Source organism: Spirosoma sp., assembly GCF_026391055.1.
Classification (GTDB): domain Bacteria; phylum Bacteroidota; class Bacteroidia; order Cytophagales; family Spirosomataceae; genus Spirosoma.
On sequence record NZ_JAPLET010000009.1, the window covers coordinates 23859 to 44994 of the forward strand.

14 protein-coding genes are annotated in these 21136 nt (G+C 39.9%); 6 read left to right on the forward strand and 8 right to left on the reverse strand.

The annotated features are described in order from the left end of the window. Positions 1–536: 536 nt before the first annotated feature. Complete coding sequence (locus NT073_RS01010; RefSeq protein WP_297367403.1) at positions 537–689, reverse strand: hypothetical protein; 153 nt, start codon at positions 687–689, stop codon at positions 537–539. A 1067-nt stretch (positions 690–1756) separates the two neighbouring features. Between NT073_RS01010 and NT073_RS01015 the strand changes: the two genes are divergently transcribed. Genes NT073_RS01015 through NT073_RS01030 form a run of 4 tightly spaced genes read left to right on the forward strand, consistent with a single transcriptional unit; the run spans position 1757 to position 6111 of the window. Continuing rightward, a complete protein-coding gene (locus NT073_RS01015; protein ID WP_297367406.1) occupies positions 1757–1948 on the forward strand; it encodes a hypothetical protein in 192 nt (63 codons plus the stop codon). After that, positions 1945–3132, forward strand: coding sequence for a radical SAM protein (locus NT073_RS01020; protein ID WP_297367410.1), 1188 nt, complete (start codon positions 1945–1947; stop codon positions 3130–3132). Before NT073_RS01015 ends, NT073_RS01020 begins: the two co-directional genes overlap by 4 nt. Continuing rightward, positions 3098–5392, forward strand: coding sequence for a peptidase domain-containing ABC transporter (locus NT073_RS01025; protein ID WP_297367414.1), 2295 nt, complete (start codon positions 3098–3100; stop codon positions 5390–5392). The genes NT073_RS01020 and NT073_RS01025 overlap by 35 nt, the downstream gene beginning before the upstream one ends. Before the next feature lie 11 nt (positions 5393–5403). Continuing rightward, positions 5404–6111, forward strand: a complete 708-nt coding sequence (locus NT073_RS01030) for a hypothetical protein (protein WP_297367418.1) — start codon at positions 5404–5406, stop codon at positions 6109–6111. Between the two features lie 30 nt (positions 6112–6141). Here the strand turns inward: NT073_RS01030 and NT073_RS01035 are convergent, their stop codons facing one another. Next, complete coding sequence (locus tag NT073_RS01035; RefSeq protein WP_297367423.1) at positions 6142–9210, reverse strand: lantibiotic dehydratase; 3069 nt, start codon at positions 9208–9210, stop codon at positions 6142–6144. Positions 9211–9561: 351 nt separating this feature from the next. Here NT073_RS01035 and NT073_RS01040 point away from each other — a divergent pair, with 351 nt between their 5' ends. Both NT073_RS01040 and NT073_RS01045 read left to right on the forward strand, forming a co-directional pair. Then, positions 9562–10368 (forward strand): LytTR family DNA-binding domain-containing protein, encoded by an 807-nt coding sequence (locus NT073_RS01040; protein WP_297367426.1) that lies wholly within the window; start codon positions 9562–9564, stop codon positions 10366–10368. After that, positions 10365–11549 carry a histidine kinase gene (locus NT073_RS01045; protein ID WP_297367430.1) on the forward strand — a complete coding sequence of 395 codons (1185 nt, stop codon included), beginning with the start codon at positions 10365–10367 and terminating at the stop codon, positions 11547–11549. Before NT073_RS01040 ends, NT073_RS01045 begins: the two co-directional genes overlap by 4 nt. 1214 nt (positions 11550–12763) lie before the next feature. Here the strand turns inward: NT073_RS01045 and NT073_RS01050 are convergent. The 6 genes from NT073_RS01050 to NT073_RS01075 form a co-directional block, all read right to left on the reverse strand. Continuing rightward, the gene (locus NT073_RS01050; protein ID WP_297367433.1) at positions 12764–13291 is read right to left on the reverse strand and encodes a hypothetical protein; all 528 of its coding nucleotides are present in this window, start codon (positions 13289–13291) and stop codon (positions 12764–12766) included. Positions 13292–13375: 84 nt separating this feature from the next. Then, complete coding sequence (locus tag NT073_RS01055; RefSeq protein ID WP_297367435.1) at positions 13376–14437, reverse strand: glycosyltransferase family 61 protein; 1062 nt, start codon at positions 14435–14437, stop codon at positions 13376–13378. A 73-nt stretch (positions 14438–14510) separates the two neighbouring features. After that, positions 14511–16946 (reverse strand): prolyl oligopeptidase family serine peptidase, encoded by a 2436-nt coding sequence (locus NT073_RS01060; protein ID WP_297367438.1) that lies wholly within the window; start codon positions 16944–16946, stop codon positions 14511–14513. A gap of 10 nt (positions 16947–16956) precedes the next feature. Further along, positions 16957–20130, reverse strand: a complete 3174-nt coding sequence (locus NT073_RS01065) for a lantibiotic dehydratase (protein ID WP_297367442.1) — start codon at positions 20128–20130, stop codon at positions 16957–16959. Between the two features lie 113 nt (positions 20131–20243). Then, positions 20244–20426 (reverse strand): class I lanthipeptide, encoded by a 183-nt coding sequence (locus NT073_RS01070; RefSeq protein WP_297367445.1) that lies wholly within the window; start codon positions 20424–20426, stop codon positions 20244–20246. A 151-nt stretch (positions 20427–20577) separates the two neighbouring features. Beyond that, a complete protein-coding gene (locus tag NT073_RS01075) occupies positions 20578–20766 on the reverse strand; it encodes a class I lanthipeptide (protein ID WP_297367448.1) in 189 nt (62 codons plus the stop codon). Between the last annotated feature and the right edge of the window lie 370 nt (positions 20767–21136).

Below are 21136 nucleotides of genomic sequence, written 5' to 3' on the forward strand. Positions count from 1 at the left end.
TTGTAAGACTAAATTGCGATTGTCTTACAGGTGTAAGACAAACATGTTTTTAGAACTTGAGCGTGTTTTCTAGCTAATCCGCTTCCTGCCACAAAAAGTCTCTAGTTTCCCCATCTTCCACCACTTTCAGACGTTGATAAAGAGTTAGGTAGCGAGCTTTTCGAGTAGTGAACAGCTCGCTGGCCATGAACTCCTCCAGCCACTGACTAAAATTAAGTAACTCGGCTTGTTGATGGGAATAAGTGAAATAATCTGTAGGTGAAACCAGGGGCTACTGTAAGACTACTGCCAGGAGTCAACCGGAAGAATCGGTCTGTAGCTGAGTGGAATTAATAACCTGATTCGGTCAGCCAATCTTGTAATAACACAATCTTTAATGCTGACTGAATAAAAGTATATTCTTTGCCAATTATTAGCCAAGTACAAATTCTCTACAAAACTTCTTCCTTCCCGAAGTCCCCGGCCAACTGCGCATCTTCTCTAGCCAAACATGACGAACAGCATTAGCGGGGTAATCCATGGGTTAGCAGATAAAATCAGTCCTCGTTTGGCGTTACTGCATTGTCTTTCTCTTCCTGACTGGCTCGTTCGATGGTTTCGACGAACTCCTGCGTTGACAGGGTGTGTACATACGGATCGTCAAGTTCTTCATCCGCATTCGGGCTCGTTTTCTGGTCATCTGCATTCATTGAGGCAAGCTAGCTTTTTTGTCTGTCCCGAAGGATACTGCTCCTTAAATTTTTAGGACCTGATCACTTATTGGGTATTCATGGTGAAAAACGGGCTACTCCGACAACCTGTCAGGGCAGTATATAGGATGACCTGTTCGTAACAAACCCATGACGAGCATAATGCACTTGTTTTACTTATACACTTCTACTCTTAAGGGAGCTTAGATTAAAAGACCACAATGACTTTTCTTATTTTACATATCATTAACGGCCGTTTAACGTATGTAATATCCGCACAATCTCTTATGAACGCATCGATGTAGGCCCATGCTGACCAGCCCCCTGTAGAGCAGCCTTGAAGAGCAACGGACGTTACCACCGTCATCGGATGAACCCCTATAGGTCTCATCCATTCAACACCTTACCCAAAAAGAGACTTTGATTTATGAGATAGCTAGTTGAGACCTTAGCCAACTGAGATATACCCAATTCTACCTTTACTTATGGGAAGCAACGGGCATTTAATTGGACGGTTTATTTTAATAACTGTCAACTATTATTCTTAGCATATGGATGCCTCAATTCTGATTATGATTGTCTACTTACCGGTTGATAAGGCATTTTAGACTATTAAAATTTATCGAAGGCCCTTTATAAACGAATAATGGCAATATGCCCTAAACGCCTTGCTGTATCCTACAAGATATAGCAAGGTGGAGTACGTCCCTATCTTACATATTAGACCTTTCTATAAGGTAGCAGCTTTAATCTTAGACAAAGATCATACCTACTTTATGATTGTAATTAGTCGAATAAAAAGGAGCATTGGTCTAATTTTTTTTGGTTCAAGTAGGCTCTCTCCTACCTTTCAAAAAAAAAGCCATGGCTAGACTAATTCACAGAGTAACAAAAAATTCGCGGATGGGCAGAAATCCATTCTCCCAATTTGATAACCAACTAGATATTTTATCCTTGGAAGATACAAGTGTCATTCGAGGAGGTGACAAAGAATACAAACCAATATACGAAGACATTCAGGACGAAACACGGATTAAATTCACTGATTTTTTTAAACTATTTTAATTATGGGTAACAAGTTATTTTCCTGGATCAAAAAAAAGGGTGTTCGGCGTGTCATTGATGAACTCGACAAACGGAATATCCATATCGACGGTGACGAAAAAAATTTAACTGGAGGTGCGCCAAAGCAACCTCAATTTATTGAATATGAAGGCGGGACTCAAACAGAAGAAAAACCTGCGCCTGAGGAATTATGAACGCAGATCAATTGATCTGCCGGGCGCTTGTCTTGAAGGTAGCCAGCAGGTGTAACTTAAATTGTAGCTACTGTTATGTATATAACCAAGGAGACCGAACGTATCGTTTTCAGCCGGTAGTCATGACCCAGTCTGTTCAGTCATCATTGCTTAACAGAGTAGAGGAATATTGCCTAGAATACAATCTGACTTCCTTCTCGTTCATTTTTCATGGTGGAGAACCTTTATTAGCAGGAGCAGACTTCTTCAAAGCTTTCGTGCGTAACGCCAATCGTCAACTAATGAACAGTAAGATTCACCCTTACTTTTTTATGCAGACAAACGGAACACTATTATCAGAAGACTGGTGTCAGTTGCTGAATGAACTAAATATTTCCGTTGGAATAAGCATTGATGGTGACCCGCAAACGCATGACAAACACCGTGTAGACCACGCGGGACGAGGCTCTTATGCTTTGGTATCTCGGAAAACAAAATTGGCCATGCACCTACTACGTAACCGGCCAGGTATTATAACTGTGATTGATCCATTAACAAATCCGAGCGAAGTCTATGCCCACTGGAAGTTACTAAGCGCATTGGCCGTTGGTCTACAGCTACCTTACGCTACGAATGACGTCCCTCCGAGCAGACCCTCGCTATCAGCTTATGGCGATTGGTTAATTAAATTATTTGATATATGGTTTGAAGACCAAGCGTTAGAAAAACCTTCGATCGGTTTGTTTCGGCAAATGATCGAGCTTATCCTAGGTATTGATCACGGATGGGAACATCTGGGCCAGCAGGGGCCAGCCTATTTTGTCATTGAAACAGATGGTGGTATTGAACCTAATGGATCCTTAAAACTTTGCGGTGATGGCTTTACCAAGTTAGGCCTAAACGTATTAGATACGCCCCTGAAGGATGTTTCTAAAAATGGGCTTTTCGAACAGTTTTTAGGCAATCGTTATGCCTTACCGACTGTTTGTCAGCAGTGTTCAGTAGTCAGCGTATGCGGGGGGGGGCTATTAGCTAATCGTTATAGTCAGCATAACGGGTTTAATAATTCGTCCGTGTATTGTCAGGACTTATATAGGCTTATCCAGCATATTAACTGGCGGCTTAAAGATAGTTTGGCAACGAAAACTAAATATAGTTCAAACCGCAACCATGAAACGCAGTTACAAATTTCACCGGCAGCTTGATTACATGGACTGCGGTCCAACCTGCCTCAAAATGGTGGCTTCTCATTTTGGACGCGAGTATTCTCTTGATTACTTGCGCGCGAAATCACATATAACACGCCAAGGCGTTAGCCTGCTCAGTTTAAGCAACGCTGCCGAACAATTAGGTTTTAAGACGTTACCGGTCAAATTAACTATAAAACAACTTAACGAAGAAGTACCATTACCTTGTATTTTACACTGGAACCAAGAGCATTTTGTTGTTCTATACGATGTTCATTCTCCTTGGCTAGGACTAACGTTATCAAAAAATAAGGAGAAGTATATTATAGCTGATCCAGGTCACAATCTGGTGGCCGTGGATGAAACCATCCTAGAAAAATGTTGGCTTAGTACAGCCGATCAAAAAGGTGTAGCGCTCCTGCTAGAACCTACAGCCGACTTTTACAATAAGCAAGAAGAAGGGCCTGTCAAACGCACAGGTGGTTTTGCTTTCTTATTTCAGTATCTAATTCCTTATCGAAGTTATTTGCTTCAGATAGTTTTAGGGATGATCATCAGTAGTTTATTGCTATTAGTCTTCCCGTTTCTTACGCAAAGTTTGGTTGATCATGGGATTCAGAGGCAGAATTTTTCCTTCATCCATCTCGTCTTGGGCGCTCAACTGGTACTTTTTGCGGGCAGTATAGGAGTGGATCTAATTCGTAACTGGATTTTGCTTCATATTAATACCAGAATTAGCGTCACAATTATCTCTAACTTTTTGCTCAAGTTGATGAAATTGCCGATTAGCTTCTTCGAAGCGAAGAATATTGGCGATATTACTCAGCGCATTAGTGATCACAAGCGGATCGAACATTTCCTCACCGGCTCAACTCTTAATACTCTTTTTTCTCTCGTAAATTTATTGATTTTTTCAGTCGTTCTTGGCACATATAATCTGGAAATACTTTACGTTTTTCTTGTAGGAAGCGGCTTATCTCTAAGTTGGATTTTGCTTTTTTTGAAACGTCGAAAAGAACTCGATTACGCTCGATTTCAACGAATGAGAGAGAATCAAAACAGCATTTACGAGATGATCACTGGCATGCCTGAAATCAAACTTAATAATTGCGAGCGCGCCCGGCGCTGGGATTGGGAGCGAATCCAAGCTAAGCTCTTCAAAATAAGTATAAAAAGCCTGGCTTTGGAGCAATATCAGGAAGTAGGATCGTCATTTCTAACTCAATTAAAGAATATTATTATTTCTTACCTTGCCGCGATGGCCGTCATTCACCACGAGATCACCCTCGGGATTATGTTGAGTGTCTCATATATCGTTGGCCAAATGAACGGCCCGTTAGCTCAACTCATCACCTTTATCCGAAGCGTTCAGGATGCTAAAATCAGTCTCGAACGATTAAGCGAAATTCATGACCGCCCTGATGAAGAATTAGATGAAGATCATAATACAGTGCAGGCCGATGAGTTCCCGCAAACTGGGTATGCCGGGATCGAATTCCGCCAAGGGCCCCTTCGTGGCCTTAGTGACCAACCTAAATTAGGAATTACTCTAAAAGAGGTTTCATTTCGGTACGGCGGCCCGCAAGGCCCTTTAGTCATTAACCAATTGAACCTTCATATTCCTCAAGGTAAAGTGACTGCGATTGTAGGAGCAAGTGGCAGTGGGAAAACAACACTCCTGAAGCTACTACTCAAATTTTATCAACCTTCTGAGGGAGAGATACAGATTAATGGGGCTGACCTGAATGGTCTCTCTGCTCGTTCCTGGCGTAAGTTATGCGGCACAGTAATGCAAGACGGTTACATTTTTTCGGATACGATAGTTCGTAACATTGCTGTGGACGGTACACGTGTTGATGGTGAACGGTTAGCCAATGCCCTTCATACGTCGAATCTAGACGCGTACGTAAAACGGTTACCATTAGGGCTAACGACAAAAATCGGTAGTACTGGCTCCGGCCTAAGCGGAGGGCAACGACAACGGGTTTTTATTGCGAGGGCCGTTTACAAAAATCCAAAATATCTCTTCTTTGACGAAGCTACTAGCGCTCTAGACGCCAATAATGAAAAAGTCATTATGGAAAATCTTGATCATTTTTTTGAAGGACGAACCGTAATCGTGATAGCTCACCGGCTTAGTACAGTTAAAAGTGCGGATCAGATTGTTGTAATGGACCAGGGACGAGTAAAAGAGCAAGGGACTCATAATGAACTAATTGCTCTTCGCGGTCAATATTTTGAATTAGTTAAGAACCAACTAGAAATTGAAACAGCTTAACTGGTTATAATATGTCAAACGAACATGAGTTCCCTAATGATGAAATACAGGAAATTATCGGCCAAATTCCCCCATGGATTGTTAGATGGGGAATTACAACCTTAAGTATAGTCTTCCTTCTTTTTATTGCCTGCTCATTTATTATTCGGTTTCCAGAGACGGTTCCTGCGAAGGTCACCATAAGTAATAAAGTGCAACCTTTTCGAGTGAGTTGGTATCGAAATGGACCTCATGAACATGTACTTTATGTAAAAGAGGGTCAGTCAGTTAAAATAGGTGATACACTTCTCATTGAACGAAGCCTTATAGACCAATCACTTACACCTGTAATTAATTCTGTTAATGGCCGAGTCTTGCTTGTAAAAGGGACTGCCGAGGAGGCTCGGAAAACAACTCTAATTGTAACCCCTTCTCTGCACGAATTTGAAAGTCAAGCTATCTTGTCACCAACTGTATACGGAAATGTTCACGAAGGTCAGCGGATTCTAATCAATTTAGATGCCTTCCCTGCTAATGAATTTGGGCTATTAGAAGGCGTTTTGATCGAAAAAATACCAGTTTTGATTAAAGGCAACTATCGAGTCCGAGTCCGACTCTCAAATGGCTTTATAACTACTAATCACAAACAAATCCCCAGTCAGCCTGTGCTGATGGCTACTGGAGAAATAATTTTAGATGAAACGACACTATTTCACAAAATATTTGGCGCTATCTTCTAAAAGCTTTTGCCGACCGATTTGAAACGTCAGTTAATCCGTTTGACGAGCACGCTTTGAATCATATAATTTCGCTAGACAGTGATAGATAACTAACTCATAAATACGCTGTTTCGATGGGAACACTCGGTTAATAGCCATGTGAATCAAACTAGTAAGTAAACTACATAACGTTGTCATATCACTTACTTGGTTGCTTAGTTCATATAATTGAGTGATTAAAAAGCTCTCTTCATTTTGGTTCCCCCAGTTAGTAAATGTCTCATCAAAGGATTGTTGAATAAGGGACTGGTACTGCCTGTATTTCACATTGATCTGCCGACGAAGCAGTGTTGTTCCCTCAAATTCATTGAAAAAATTATCCTTAAGTTGATTCATAAGAATACTTCGTTCATCGATCGACATATTCACGCCGTTTAAGTATGTATCGATTTTACGAATCGCAAATAGAAATCGTAGATCTTCATTGACCGAATTTCCTGTTTGAGTTAAAAAAGATAGTGTTATTAAGCTATCTGCATGGAAAATAGATTCACACAACACGATGTGAGCGGCACCATATCGTTCGATTTCCCGTTGGTACGTATCTGCTTGAATACGGTGTACAACTCCGTTATGAATAGGTACTTGCAACGCACTTTCCATCATTTTGATTACGTGGCTGTAAAAGCCTAAATGCGGATTGCCTCGAAAGCGTAGGCGAAGATGCGGATCAGGATCTGCATATCGTATGAAAAAAAATGCCTCGATAATATTCTTCTCAAACAAGTGTTGAATTGTTGGATACAAAAATTGAGTCAGCAAAGAGTCTGACATTTTTTCTCCAGTATATATTTTTAAGTAAAGCCATTCGCTCCCGACTGAAAATCGTTGGGTTGGTGGCTGATATGTGTTTGTAACTAAACCTGGCAGGGGAGAAACGCTGTCGTTTCGAAAAGGAATAATTAACTCATGGGTATACCGTTCCTTTTTGATTCCCAGAGGACAGAGGCTATCAGTAGCCAAAAATTCAATAATTTTTAACGTTTTATGTTTCCGAATCTCTCGAATTAACAAGTCTAATGATTCAGGAATATGCATTGAGATTAATAATTCATTATCTCCTTGGGCGATGACAAACTGGTCAGGAATGCGCAAAGCCGTTAGTTGAGCTACCAATCGTAAAGGATTTGCTTCGTTCAATAAATCACAGCGGAGTTGCCAAGTAGCTCGACTAATGATAATGTTTTGGTACGTAACCCTGGGCAAAAATTCTTGCTCGGCCAGGACACCCCAATTCCAGCTTAAATTTAGTTGGGAATCTTGTTGTTGAAGGTCACACAAAAACTGATAGATCGGTAAGCCTAGCCGCCAATTGTGGGCGTTGGTTAATCGCGGAACAACGCGTTTGTTTAACCGTCTTGACCGAAGGATAATGCGATTATTCCGAATCGATACCATTAAATCGGTTACTAATAATTGATTAGCGGGTTCGACTGAAGATTTGCCAAGGTATGGAATCTCATAAGTATACATGACGGGCCTGGTTAAAATATTGCCCGCTCGATCTTCTGGCAGGTGAATAACTTCTGCCAGCACTATGTGTTCTTGATACTCTTCTTCTCTGATAATTCCTTTTTGAATACTGTTTGCCAGTTCAGGATGGCCTTCCCCAAACCGGCTGATTAGATTAAATGCTGAAGGTCCCTGACAAGCATGAAGATAAAATAAATACGTCCCCTCATCAATTTCTTTAGCTGAGTTCGCCAGCAAAGAACCAAAGACGAAAAAGCTGCTGGGCAATGAGTTTGGAGGTCCTTTTCTTGAATGTATGTATGATAAATCAGCATCAGTCAAGGTTATCTCCATCTTATTAGTTCGCAATGTTGCCGCATACTTGTCCATCACCAACGACTGCCACCAATCCCAAACTGCTACAGGTGAGGTTTCTTTAACGGGTAAGCTTAGGTCGTCTACTAAGGGAGCATAGCCAATTCCCATCACTGAATTTTGGCCATAACCTATGCCGAACTCTTGGTCCAGTACATGGGCTAAAGGCACTTCTTCGTCTTCGTAACGATTGTAAAACCGTCGTTTAAATTCGTCTAAATGGACATTTTGACGTGGATTATTAAGAGCCAATAGCTTTTCAATACTCTGTTGTATTTTTTTAATGAGTCGATCTCCTAGCTGAATTGTATCGGATTTGTAAAAAGAATCTACTTGAATGAGATTCGTAATTTTTAAGCTGGGATATTGCTCCGTAAACCAGTGTTGAATTTGATCGTATACTTGGATCGAACCTGGCTCTTTAAGTAAAGATTCGAGTTCTTTTAACGGATCGACATAGATTGCACTTCCAGATATCGTGTCAAATCGATTAATGAGTTCACCTACCAAATTAGAGCCCGTGATTGCAGGATCAATATCAAATGTAAGTAATTGACTATCAATAATCTGCTCTAGATATCCGATAGCTTCACTTTCCTCTATGCCCATGGCAACGAGTTCGCCTGTTAATTGGCCAAAAGTGAGGCCCGATCGAGCTACAAGTAACAGATGATCCAAGTAGATATCACCTTCTACAGCGCTAATGTAATAATGCTGTTCTGTTGAATCACGTTGACGCTCAATGTATCGATATGAACTTCCAATCTGATATAAGGATGAGTTCGGAAATACGTTTAAGTGTGAGCGTAGTTCTGTTTGTTGAATGAGGTTATCACGAATCCCAAACAAACAGTCAATATCTAATCGTGTATTAGTGGAAACAGAGTTAATGCTACCCGGCTGTAGTTGAGTACTTACTCCAAATGAGCCTACTGCACACCCAGCTAGTAGCCCAAAAGGAGTGCTTCGTGTACACATTCGGATCGCATATTTATGTAGGGTGACTAACAGTTTATCTTTCTCAGGTATAGTTTTTCCCGCGAGCCAATCTTGCAGACGTTGATGAAGTGATGATGAGCTAAGATAAATAGCCTGCTGCGGCAAAGGATCAGCATAAAATGTTTGTAATAGCTTTTCGAGCGGTTGCTTAGCTAATTGTGTATAAAGCTCGGCCAGCGTACTAATTGGATAAAGAGGCCGACGTAAGACAAAAAAATCTGAATGTTTAATCATAAATTATCTTTATTATTGACTTATCTGAAACGTATGGATAAACTTGGAGTAGACAATTATTGGAAATCAGTTTAACTACAATAGCACAAACTTTAATCTCTACTCTTTACTACCAGTATAGTTTAACTACTCTTTACTTCTCTGTACTCAGTTACATTGATGAGTAACTAAATGTTAAGTAGTAAGTAAAACTGATTCGTTTTACTACTGCCTTTAGCCCACATTTAAATGAATTATAACAAATATCGATTGTGAACCAATTAGCATCGCACCATTAATAACATGCTGTGTATGTTCACAGTTTAATATGTCTCTTGAACAGAAATATAGTTGTTCAAATCCTCTACTTATATGTCGAACACATTGCGTTGCTTTCTGATTGATGATGATCCGGCTGCCCATCTCGTTATAGCCAACTACATAAGTCGCGTTTCGTACCTTGAGCTGGTTGGTCAAAGTACGGATTCTATTGAGGCATTATTACTTGTTCAACAGCTTAAGCCAGACATCTTGTTTTTAGATGTAGAAATGCCAGAGGTGACAGGGATGGATTTCATAAAGGCTCTTCCAGCGCCTTATCCTCAAATTGTGATGGTGACAGGTTCACCACAGTTCGCTGCTGAAACCTATAATTTTGACATTGCCCATTATCTTCTCAAGCCTGTTCGATTCGAAAAGTTCATTCAAGCTGTTCAGCGAATTGTGGGTCGTTTACATTTTATTCAACCTCTAACCCCACAGGAACCACCAGTGCTTGTAGAGGCTAACACGCCTGTATTAGATGAGAACATGGTAGAAGTAAGTAAGCATTTGAATGAGTCCAACTTGAATAAATCGTCACCATACTTCTTAATTAAAGAAAGTAAGAAACTAATTCGTGTGTCTCCTGACGAAATTGTATTTATTGAGGGGATGAAAGATTATCTGAAATTACATCTTGACTCTAGAGTAATTGTTGCTCACATGACTATGGCGCGCCTGGAAGACGTTCTTCCTGAGGGTCAGTTTCTTCGGGTAAATAGGTCATATATTGTTCGGAGGCAGGCTATCAAAGAAATTGACGGTAATAGGATCGTTACTATTAACGGGAAAATCGTTACCATCGGCATTACTTACCGAGAAACAATTATGCAGGAGCTGAAGCGGAATATTTTATGAAGCCATTTCTTCCGGAAAAAGTAGCCTACTATGTAGAAAAGTATCGCAAAGCCATCCATTTTATCCTGCATGCCCTGCTATGGGTATTTACTTGTACACTCGCTTTTTACACAGTTCCACTGGCATTCAAAGATAATAACCTTATTAATCGCTTCTTTACAGTACTTATAATTAGTCAAACTTTAGGGTATTTCTATTTAATGGGGTATTGGGTACTACCTGCTTACTTATATCAATTTCGTCCGTTTCCCTTATTAGCTTGTTCATTACTAATCTTTTACCTAATATATCTTTCTAATTATGTCTCATTTGCCTTACTGGTTTCCTACAGCGATGGTATTAATAACCCACGTGAATACTTTATAGAACGTTGGTGGAATCAAATGCATGCCAATGGTTTATTAGGCCCTTTTAAAAACTTAACGCTAGCAGTTCAGAATTTTGTTTTCAGCCTTAACGTTTCGTTTAGCTATCTGGTACCTAAGCTAATAAAGGATTTTATCACAATTCGTGGTCGAACAGTACGCCTTGAGATTGCCAATTTACAACTACAGCAATCCTATTTAAAGCTGGAACTCGAATTTTTGCGTTCTCAGATGAATCCTCACTTTTTATTCAACACACTCAATAGTATATACGCACGGATTTTTACGCTTGATGACACCGCTGCGGATCTGGTCTTACGCCTATCTGAGTTGATGCGCTACAGTTTATACGAAGCCGGTGTAAATTCTATTGGCTTAGATCAAGAATTATCGTACATTCAAAACTATTTGATTCTTGAAAAGAATCGCCTGAGTAGTTACCCTATTGATATACAATTCCAGCAACTTGGTCAAAGTGAAGGTTTGCAAATTGCCCCGCTCATTCTTATAGTTTTTGTTGAAAATGCCTTCAAGCATGGAGTTAAAAGTATGAGTATCCCTGGGGTTGTTTTTGTAAACGCTCACATAAACAACAATGAACTGACTTTTGTCGTCAGCAACAGTATTGTTGCAAACCGTACTACAAAAACGGTTCAGCAGCGTTCAGGCGGAATTGGCCTTAAAAACGTAAATCGTCGGCTAGAAAACTTATATAAAGATAGATATCAACTAGATGTTGTTTCAGAACCAGATCGTTATACAATTAAACTACTGATTAAATTAGAGCAATCATCAGGAGCGATCGATGCGCGATAGAGCACTACGCTTTGGAGTAGTGGCCTAACTGCGTTAAATGATGCATACCATTTACATGGTATTAAAAGCTATCCCTGCAGGCATTGTGCCCAAACGAAATAAGTCATGCGAAACAATCGTGCATGTACTCAGCACTACAGCATTATGACTGAGCCGAAACGTTTGGTAAAACTTACACCCACTAGATTCGTGACCACTTGGTCAAAGAACAGATAGCTCTGATGATAATCAACGGTACAGTTGTACGTGATACGTCTAATACCCACTTTAATGAATTGGTCGAAATAAATCTGATGTTTGTGGGTTAAACCTACTACGTTTGTAGATTTTTTTTGGGCATATTATTACTAATGTCCAAATTTGATTAATATTTCTCTTAATAACTCATGTTTTAACCTCTAACTCATATGAAAACGGTAGAAAAAACAACGCGGTTAACCTTAAATCGTGAACGTCTAGTCAATCTAAGTCGTCCTGCATCAACTCTCAAATCGGAAATGTCTATATGGACTACCATTTTCACAAACGGTCTGTAAAAGTTGCTCTTCATGTGAATTGCTTTTAAGGGATTTTTACACACCTATTCCTAAAATTTAAGAGATAGTTGGTATATATTATATAGGCTTCTAAATCTAAATTTTATGTCTACATCGCTTAAAAAGTCCTTAAATACATAAATTCCCGTTATAAATTTCTCATAATTTATAACGGGAATTTAACGATCTATATTAATACCAATCTGCAATCTAGTTAGTTATGTTACGGTCAGTAGCGTATTAATAATTTACTAAATTTTTTAGTTTTGGATTATTCAACGAGAAATATCTAATGATGCCGTATTTAACTATAAATTATTCATGGGCAAGCTTATGCCAAATAACCCATTACTTACAATATACTGACTTCATTGATTCAGGACAGAATTGTGAAACGGATGAAGAAGCGCTACTCTATCTACGATTTGGCGTCTATCCACTTGTTTTCCTTTGCCTGACTCACCCAGATGAGTTAATCAATGAGGAAATTGGAATATTACTTCGCAGCCAAAAATGTGTTATTGCCACTTCTACGTATCCTCCGCATCTATTTACTAATCTACCATTTGAACCCTTTGATTTCCTGACCGAACCTATTTCATTCAGCCAATTTGCTGCGTGTTTGAACCGTATCGCACGAAGAATATAAGAAGTTGAATGATATTAAGCAGGAATACCTTAATCTTTGACTACTACCTCCTCCTTGCCATTAAAAGTTGAATGCCAATGCTCATTATAGATTGAATGATAAAATATAATTGCTTTTATACTTGGCAATTCTTTTCGAAATATAGCATTATCGGCTTGACCATTGACCGTGATCCAATTCAGGTTTTGGCCCTGCGGTATGACAAATCCCTTTTCGAGCACTGTTTGATACCAAGACATTCCATTTAATCCCCGGTTCTGCTGTTCTGAAATAGCCTGCACAACAGCTGTAGGAGATCGATAAAAGTGGCCCTTATAGAATACTTGTACACTATCAATGATAGCTGGACCTATTCCAGAGTTAGCAATAGTTATCGATGAAAGCCCGCTTTCATCGATAATTTCATTAGCAATTAAGTAAGGCCATACCGAATTGAGCTGCTGTTCTCGTGTCAGCTTTGTTTGGTACAGTGTTACAACTAATGCGCATATGCTTGTGAATGTAGCAGCAATGGCAATGATCGTATCAGTGGTAAGGGGTTTCTTTATAACAGCCATAAAAGTGCTTTATTTACGCCTAAATAGCTTGATGAAATTAGGGATACCATAGCCAGATAAATGTCTATTTACTTGATAATGTTTTTAATCACCAATTATTTTATCCGGTGACAAACTAACTAGAGTGGCGATATTTTCAGCTAATTTTTGTATATCTACAACAAAATCAGCTGTAAAAAAATGGTCTTCCTCACGCATAGGCTGGCATAGTTGCTGGTAATAACCATATCCGAGAGCTTCGCACATATACCAAAACGCGAAGCTATGCCAATCATGAGGGTTTGTCATCTTTTTATGCAGTTCTAATATTTGAGCGTTTTTGTTCATAAATATCATATTAGTCATACCAGCACCGTGGATTGATACTAAATACTTAGCATTTGCATAAATCGCCACCTGTTCCCAAAAGGTATAGTCTTCATTACAAAGGCTAGTGAATCCGTATTCGTTAACTATACGCTCTACATCTGTCTCATTTTGAACTCGGCGTTGTACTGATTTTTTCCGACTTAAATAAAGTTTTTCACCCAAGTTTAAATGAATTTTTTTTACGTTTATAGCATAATTTATATAAAACGATTTAATTTCATTTAATTTATCATAATAGTATGAGTCTACAACAGGTTTTATTCTAGGTAAACATAATTTTTTTACTAGTAAACTTTTACCTTCAGGAATAATATAGATTGATTTAAATGTAAATGGCTCTAGCGAATCAATGATAAAGCGGTTAGTAAGGTACTTTTCTGGAAGTAATAAGACCATTTTATGAGCCTGTTTTCTTACCATCCAGATTCGCAAAATACCTTCACACATCCAATGTCCATAGTTAACAAACCAGGGATGGTGGAACAGTAAATAAGTTTCATCATCCTTCAATTCCAATAAATTACCCGGTGTATTACAGGATTTATAGTAATGATACATAGCGTCTTGGGTAAAGTTCTGCATTTGGGTAGGGTAGCTATGGTGTGATTCTTTCACCAGACCATTTTTGTCAATGCAGAAACCCGAGTAAGAGACAAAAACATTGTGGAGCTTTCTAACCTTTAATTTTTCTATTTCATAAGTCAAAAAAGGCTCAAAAAGATTTTCTTCTTTTTGAGCTGCGTTTTTCGGCATATTAACGCGAACAACTTCTCTCATGGAATTCATGGTTAAGTCTATCAAATAAAGATGTATGCTAGTAAGTTTTCGTAAGAAACACAGCTTTTCGATGCTACTTTGTATTAACAGGAAGAAGTGATACCTCTGGAGTCTTAAGAAACTTGTCGAGCCAGGACGTAATTTCCCAGAACACATGATACATAGACTCTCTAGCCTGATAGCCGTGGTCTTCTTTAGGTAGACTAACGTAACGAACCGTTTTACCTAATCCTTTCAAAGCTTGAAAGTAACGTTCTGTTTGGATAGGAAATGTTCCAGGATTGCTGTCTGCCTCACCATGAATAAGAAGAATTGGATAGGTAAGTTGGTGGCTGTTTTGAAAAGGAGATACGTGATTGTAAAGCTCAGGTACCTGCCAATAGTGACGCTCTTCGGCTTGGAAGCCAAAAGGTGTCAGTGTACGATTATAGGCCCCACTTAAGGCGATTCCTGTTTTGAATAGATGAGTGTGGGTCAGTAGATTGGCGGCCATGGCGGCTCCATAAGAATGGCCGGCAACAGCGACACGACTGGTATCAACCAATTTTGATTTGGCAGCGGCTTGTAAAATCGTCTGGGCGTTAAGCGTCAGCTGCTCAAGATAAGTATCATTGGGTGAGATGGCACCTTCACCTACTAGAGGCATAGCTGCAACTAGTACGGCATATCCTTGCAACACTAACAAAATAGGCGGAAGTGTTGGCAAATAAGTAAAGCGACGCCCCTCATTCGAAAACTGACTAGCATCGGTTTTTCGCTTGTATTCTACAGGATATCCCCAAAACACAGTGGGTAAAGGCCCCATCTCCGGACGATAGCCAACCGGTAGATAAAGTTGGGCATTTAAGGTAATACTGTCCTTACGTAGAGCCGTAATCCGTTCTGTTCTTACGTTTTTCCATTGTGGGTATGGATGGGGCCAGTTAGTTAGCTGTTGATACGATCCTTTACGAAGATCATATAAGTAATAGTTGGGATACTCTTCGGGCGACTCACGGCTGACTAATACGCTAGCTTTATCGGAATCTAGGAAAGCTATAGGTTGTTCATAAGACCCTTTTGTATTTTGCCAGACCTTGCTGATTACATTTGTTTGTAAGTTTAATTTATTGATAAAGGGAATATTGTCTTGAGCTGCAACTCGTGTCCCTGTTATGTACACGTACCCGTCTTTTGTAATATCTAATGTGTATCGCCCGTATTTATTGCGATTTAATTCGAAATCACCCGGATATTGGTATAAATCAGTTAAAGAGTAATCTGCGACTTTATATACTTCCGCTGGTCCGCCTTTTAATTTAATAACCGACGCAGTTGCCTGGCGCGTTGACCACCAACGTTCTTGAACAATTGCCAGCGTATCATTTCCCCATAATATGCCATTAAAGCGGTATGTACAGCGGTGTATCTGGGTCGGCTGTCCTGAAAAAGGAGCTTCTAACACCAAGACTTTATCACGAAACATAATCTGTTGTGTTGGATTTCCCCCGTCCAGTGCCTCGACCCAACATAGAGTAGCAGGGGCATCAGTACGCCAATTATGCTCTCGGGCTAAAGTAGATACAGCGTCACGGCCTGGCAAAATTGACTCAGCTATGGGCGATTCAAGTAAGGTTTTCACCAGTTTACCTTGGGATGTAAAGATCTGAACTTTGTGTGGAAATCGGTTCCAGGGCACGGTATAGGAAAACGGGCGATGAATTGATTTAATTAAGATAAATCGGCCGTCGGGGGAGCTATTAGCAGAAGTAATTAGCGCCGGTGTGCCAATTTGGGCGGTTTTTCGGCCATCCAAATCAAGAATTATTAGTTGAGAAGTTGCAAAGTGCTCGAAAAGCTGATTATCATGTTCATTGTGAAGTAGTCCAGGGTATGTTCGAGTTGGGTTAGCTTGACCATTATGCTCCTGAATCGTTGGCATTAACTGGGATGGATTAGGAGTTGGGCGATTTGCATATGCAGCAACCTGAAGTAGCAAGTGGCGACTATCATTGAGCCATTCAAAGGGCGTTCCAAAAAGACTGTTCGGCTTTAAGGCGCTGACTCGACGGGCAGTTGGCTTTGTGACCTCCGTCACCCACACTTCCACTCGATGCTCTGTGTAAACACAAAAGGCCACTTTCCGATTGTCAGGTGACCAACTGATATGATCCATAACAGCTCCTTTCGGAATGCCTTGCACATCAATAGTTTTTCCAGATGGCAGTGTTAAGATTCGTAATGAGGTGCTAAAATTTAGCCGGCTGGCTCCAAACCAATCGGGATTAAACCGAAGGCCAGCTAAACGTATTTCAGGCCGATTAAGCATTGAAAGTGGCCATAATGTAGGCCGTGGCATCAACAAGGCATAGTCACCCGTTCCATTTACCCAGATTCCTGGCATAATTGGTGCGTCTAAAACTGACTTTATTGCGGGTGCCGGTATTTTGTAGGTTTGTTGCTCCTGAGACATCCCTTGAGTCAGGCTTGCCCACCAAAGGATTAAGATAAAAATGCCCGAGTTTTTCATAATAAAGCGGTCAGTTGGCGGCTGTGAGTTGATGACTTCGGCTAGCTTTCTGAAGCTGGGCTAGCATAGATTCGTAATACTTGGCCAAAAAGTGGTAAATGACCAATTCATGAAGACGCTGTTTGGCCAGAAACATCCGGTTTAAGAACATATGCATGTAACTTGGCAACAAGAAATCAAGCGATACCTGTGAATCGAATAATTCTCCTTTAAGTTGATTAGCAATACAAGCAAGTTGTCGCTCTCGAGTTACAAAGCAGTCAATAGCTATCTGTAAGTCTGGATCAGTGATATCTGGTTGTAGAATAGCCGTTATAACTGCCCTTTTTTTCCTATATTGTTCGTTTAAACTATGTTTAAACCGCTCCGTACCATTGAATTCGGCGAAAAAACCAGCCTGCAATTGACTGATCAAATTAAATTTCTCGGCGAGTGAATATCCAAACGCGGTAAGCATAGAATCAATCCCACGAAGCGCAAATTGCCACCGATACGTTTCACCAAGATCGCCTTCCAACAAGTCTAAAAACTGATAAACCGCTTGGCTGTCTCGATAAAAAACTTCTTCTGACAATTCCATAGTCTGATTGCCTCCATAGCGCTCCAATTCCCGCACATATGTATCGATCTGTATTTTCTGCAGTAAGCCTTCCTGTAGGAATGGTTCGACTGCTTGCTGAATATGATGCAATAATTCTGCAATGTTTTTACCCCCATTAGGACAATGAAAACGCACGCGTAAGTGAGGATCTGGATCGTTGTAACGAAGAAAAAACCAACGATCAATCCAACCTTGTTCGTAAAATTTATTAGCTAAAGTGCCAACCGTTTGGGTCAGTATTTTATCGCCTGTTTTATTACCAACATAAACTTTGATGTATAACCACTCACTGCCCGGTAGAAAACTGCGCCGTATGGATGTTAAGACCTTAGGACGATGTTGAGGGACGGTTGGAGAAACTGTTAGTTTACGAAGCGGAATAATTACCTCACTTGTAACATGTTTTCCTTCTTTTGTTAGAAAACATTGGTCTGGGGCACCTAAGTATTCCTGTAATACAAGTGGACCTTTTACTAAGTAGTCCCGCAGAATTTGTAAAGACCAGCCACAAGTTAAATCAATCATTAACTCATTATCGTGGGAGCCTAGGGTAACATAACGAGGCAAACCCAACTGATGAGTAAGCTTGCTAAAATAAATGCCTAATTCATATGAATTCAGCTTCTCAATTGCCGACTTATGATCATCTGGCAGCAATCGCCAACGAGCACGGCTTAAAATAATGTTTCTATAAACGACTCGGGGTAGAAAGGCTTCTTTCTCAAAACAGCCCCATTTCCATTCCGATGCATAAAAACCAGATTGACATTGTAAATCACAAAGAAAACGGTAAACGGGCAAGCCCGTACCAAACAGATGAGCAGAAGAAAGGCGAGGAATAACTTCTCGCCCATGTTGTTTTGATCGAAGAATAACGCGTCCCTCTCGTACAGAAACTACTAGGTCATCAACGGATATTTGATGAGTTTCTGGAACAGAGGCTTGTCCAAGATAAGGAATTTCATACGAACGAAGCTTAGGTCGCTGTAATACGTTTCCAATGCGAGCTTCAGGAAGGTGTACAATTTCAGCAAATAAAGCATCTGGATGGTTTGCTTCTTCGTCTTGTAAGCACTGTTTTACTTTATCAGAAAGTGTTGAATTATCCGGGCAAAAACGGGCTAATAAATTAGCAGCTGAGGGACCAAAAAAAGCTTTTAAAACAAACTTAAAATTACCTTTATCTAATTCGACTGTGGACTCAGCCAGTAAACTGCCAAATAAGACAGCACTATCATACAAACCTGTTGATTCGACGGGTTTGCCTAGGGTATCCAGATCGTTATCTGTAATCAGAAGCGTCTTGGTTTGAGTAAGCCGAGCCTCATTTAATTTATTAAATTTAAAACGGGTTAACGCATCCCATTCTATCTGATTTGGTTCATCCGTTCCGGGTATAGCAAGCTGGTGTAGTAGCGGCATGAATTCCGATTGACCTGTCACACTTAACCCATATCCTACGCCCGTTTCGCTATCCAGGGCGGTTGTCAATGATACTTCCTGTTGGTCATATCGTTCACTAAAACGTTTACGAAATGCTTCCAAAGAGCGGTAATGCGCTTTTGTTTCAAACCGAAGCAGCTTCTCAACTTGTTGCAGAGTTTTGTCGACTACCTGGCCGTTCAACCTGTTTGTTGTTGTATTAAAGAATAAATTCGTTTGAATTAAATCTTTTTGCTCTGTCTCAAAAAAATTCTTATTAATTAAATCATTGATAGACAAATATTTACCTATATCTTCAGTTTGATCAGTTAGGTGGTGTTGTATTTTCTGTAAAATTAATTGATAATTCTTTGTGCCCTTAAATGCAGCTAGCTTACGGCTCAGCACGGCGAAAAAGTCTTCACCGGTTAAAGTTGGCTCCAACTCACTTACTAGTAACTGAGCATCGATTAACTGCTTAATATAACCTAGCGCAAGGTCAGCATTGACCGACTCAGATTGTAAATGCTTAGTAAGTGATTCAATTGTTTTTCCCCCTTTGGCATATGTTACCACTTTATCCAGGTAAGGGCTGTAAGTAACAGAAGTAAGACAATAGCTACGCTTTCGATCTTGAAGTCTTGATTCAGCATACCGGTATGAATCACCGATCTTATATAAACTCGTATTCGGGTAAAATAACAGTTGCTCAGCGATTTGTGGAATGCTAAGAAGATGCGTACTTAACTTGGCTACCGCGTTCATATCCAAACGAGACTGTTTCTGTAAGGAATCGGTTGCAAACGTTACTTCCGTATTGTGCGTGGTAAGTTGACCATCGGCATACCCAGCGAATAAGCCATAAGGCGTGGGTCGAGTAGCCATTCTACAGAAATACTTATAAAGAGCCAAGCTAATTTTTTCCTGTTTTTTTTTCTCTAAAACCTCACCAGCGATCCACTTTTTAGTGCTTGAATAAAGTTCAGGAGAAGCTAAATAAATGGCTTCTAGCAGCAATGGATCTTCAAATAATTTTTTCAATTTATCAAGAAATGCAACTTCCCCTTCCAGGTTGAAGAGGTCATTAAGTTCAATAACCTCTTCAACGGATTTAAGTGGTGTCCGAAGCACAAAAAAATCACAGGGTGAGTAATGACGCATAACTCTGTTAATATAAGAAGCCCGAATAGTTTATTTCACAAATAACTTTACAGTAAGTTTGTTTGCATTATGTCATGTGTGTAGCCAGGCCCATTCAAAGTATTGATGGCTATTTATTTGGGATAAGTACAGGCATTTATCCGCGATGCGCAGTACATAGAGGGGGGGTCAAGTGCTTCGGATGAATCATCTTCTTTTGTTGCACCACCTACAATTTGTTTTAGATCTTCTTCGCTCAGTTTAGCTACAGTCTCTTTAGCTAATTTTATCGCTTGTGTGTGCTTATTAGTCTTCATACGTATTTTTTAAGTTAGAAGTTTATCTCGGTGATTTATACGACTGCTAATCCTAAGAGATTTTTTACTTGTAAAAAAACTACAAAAGGATCGACTTTATCCCTCGTTATATAAGGAAATAGCCGTCTCCTTTTGTAGTTCCCGTACTTGTTTATTTAGGTTGACCACCACCTTGTGGGCATGAAGATGTATTACAGGAATTGTTTGTTCCCGAAACACACACTTGCTCATCATAATCGTCTTGCGTACCACCCGCAACATATTGAAGTTCTTGATCACTTAATTGAGCAAGGGTCTCTTTTGCCAGTTCCAAGGCATTAATCAAATTGATCTTTTTCATTGTCGTTTTTTTAAAATGAAAGGATGTTTTTAGAAGCTGTAATCAAGAATTTTTAATTCAAAATGCAGGCCTTCATTCTCAATTAAAGATCCTTGATCACAGCAGTTGCTTAGGTAGGTTACGACCCTACAGAGCTATTAAATGGCTGCTCTTTTCCAATATGTACTAAGCAAGTGCTAGTGCTCAGATAGTTTTGGCTGACTAACGATACAAAGTAAATAGGGCAAAAAAGCTTATAGAAATTTTTTCGACCACTTAATTGACAACTTCGACTACTTGATGTGCTGGTGAGATTAAGTCATTTTTTTGCCTTCATATGAAGCTAAAACGTGCTGCCGGTTCCAATTGACAGAGAATCGCTCAATTGGTC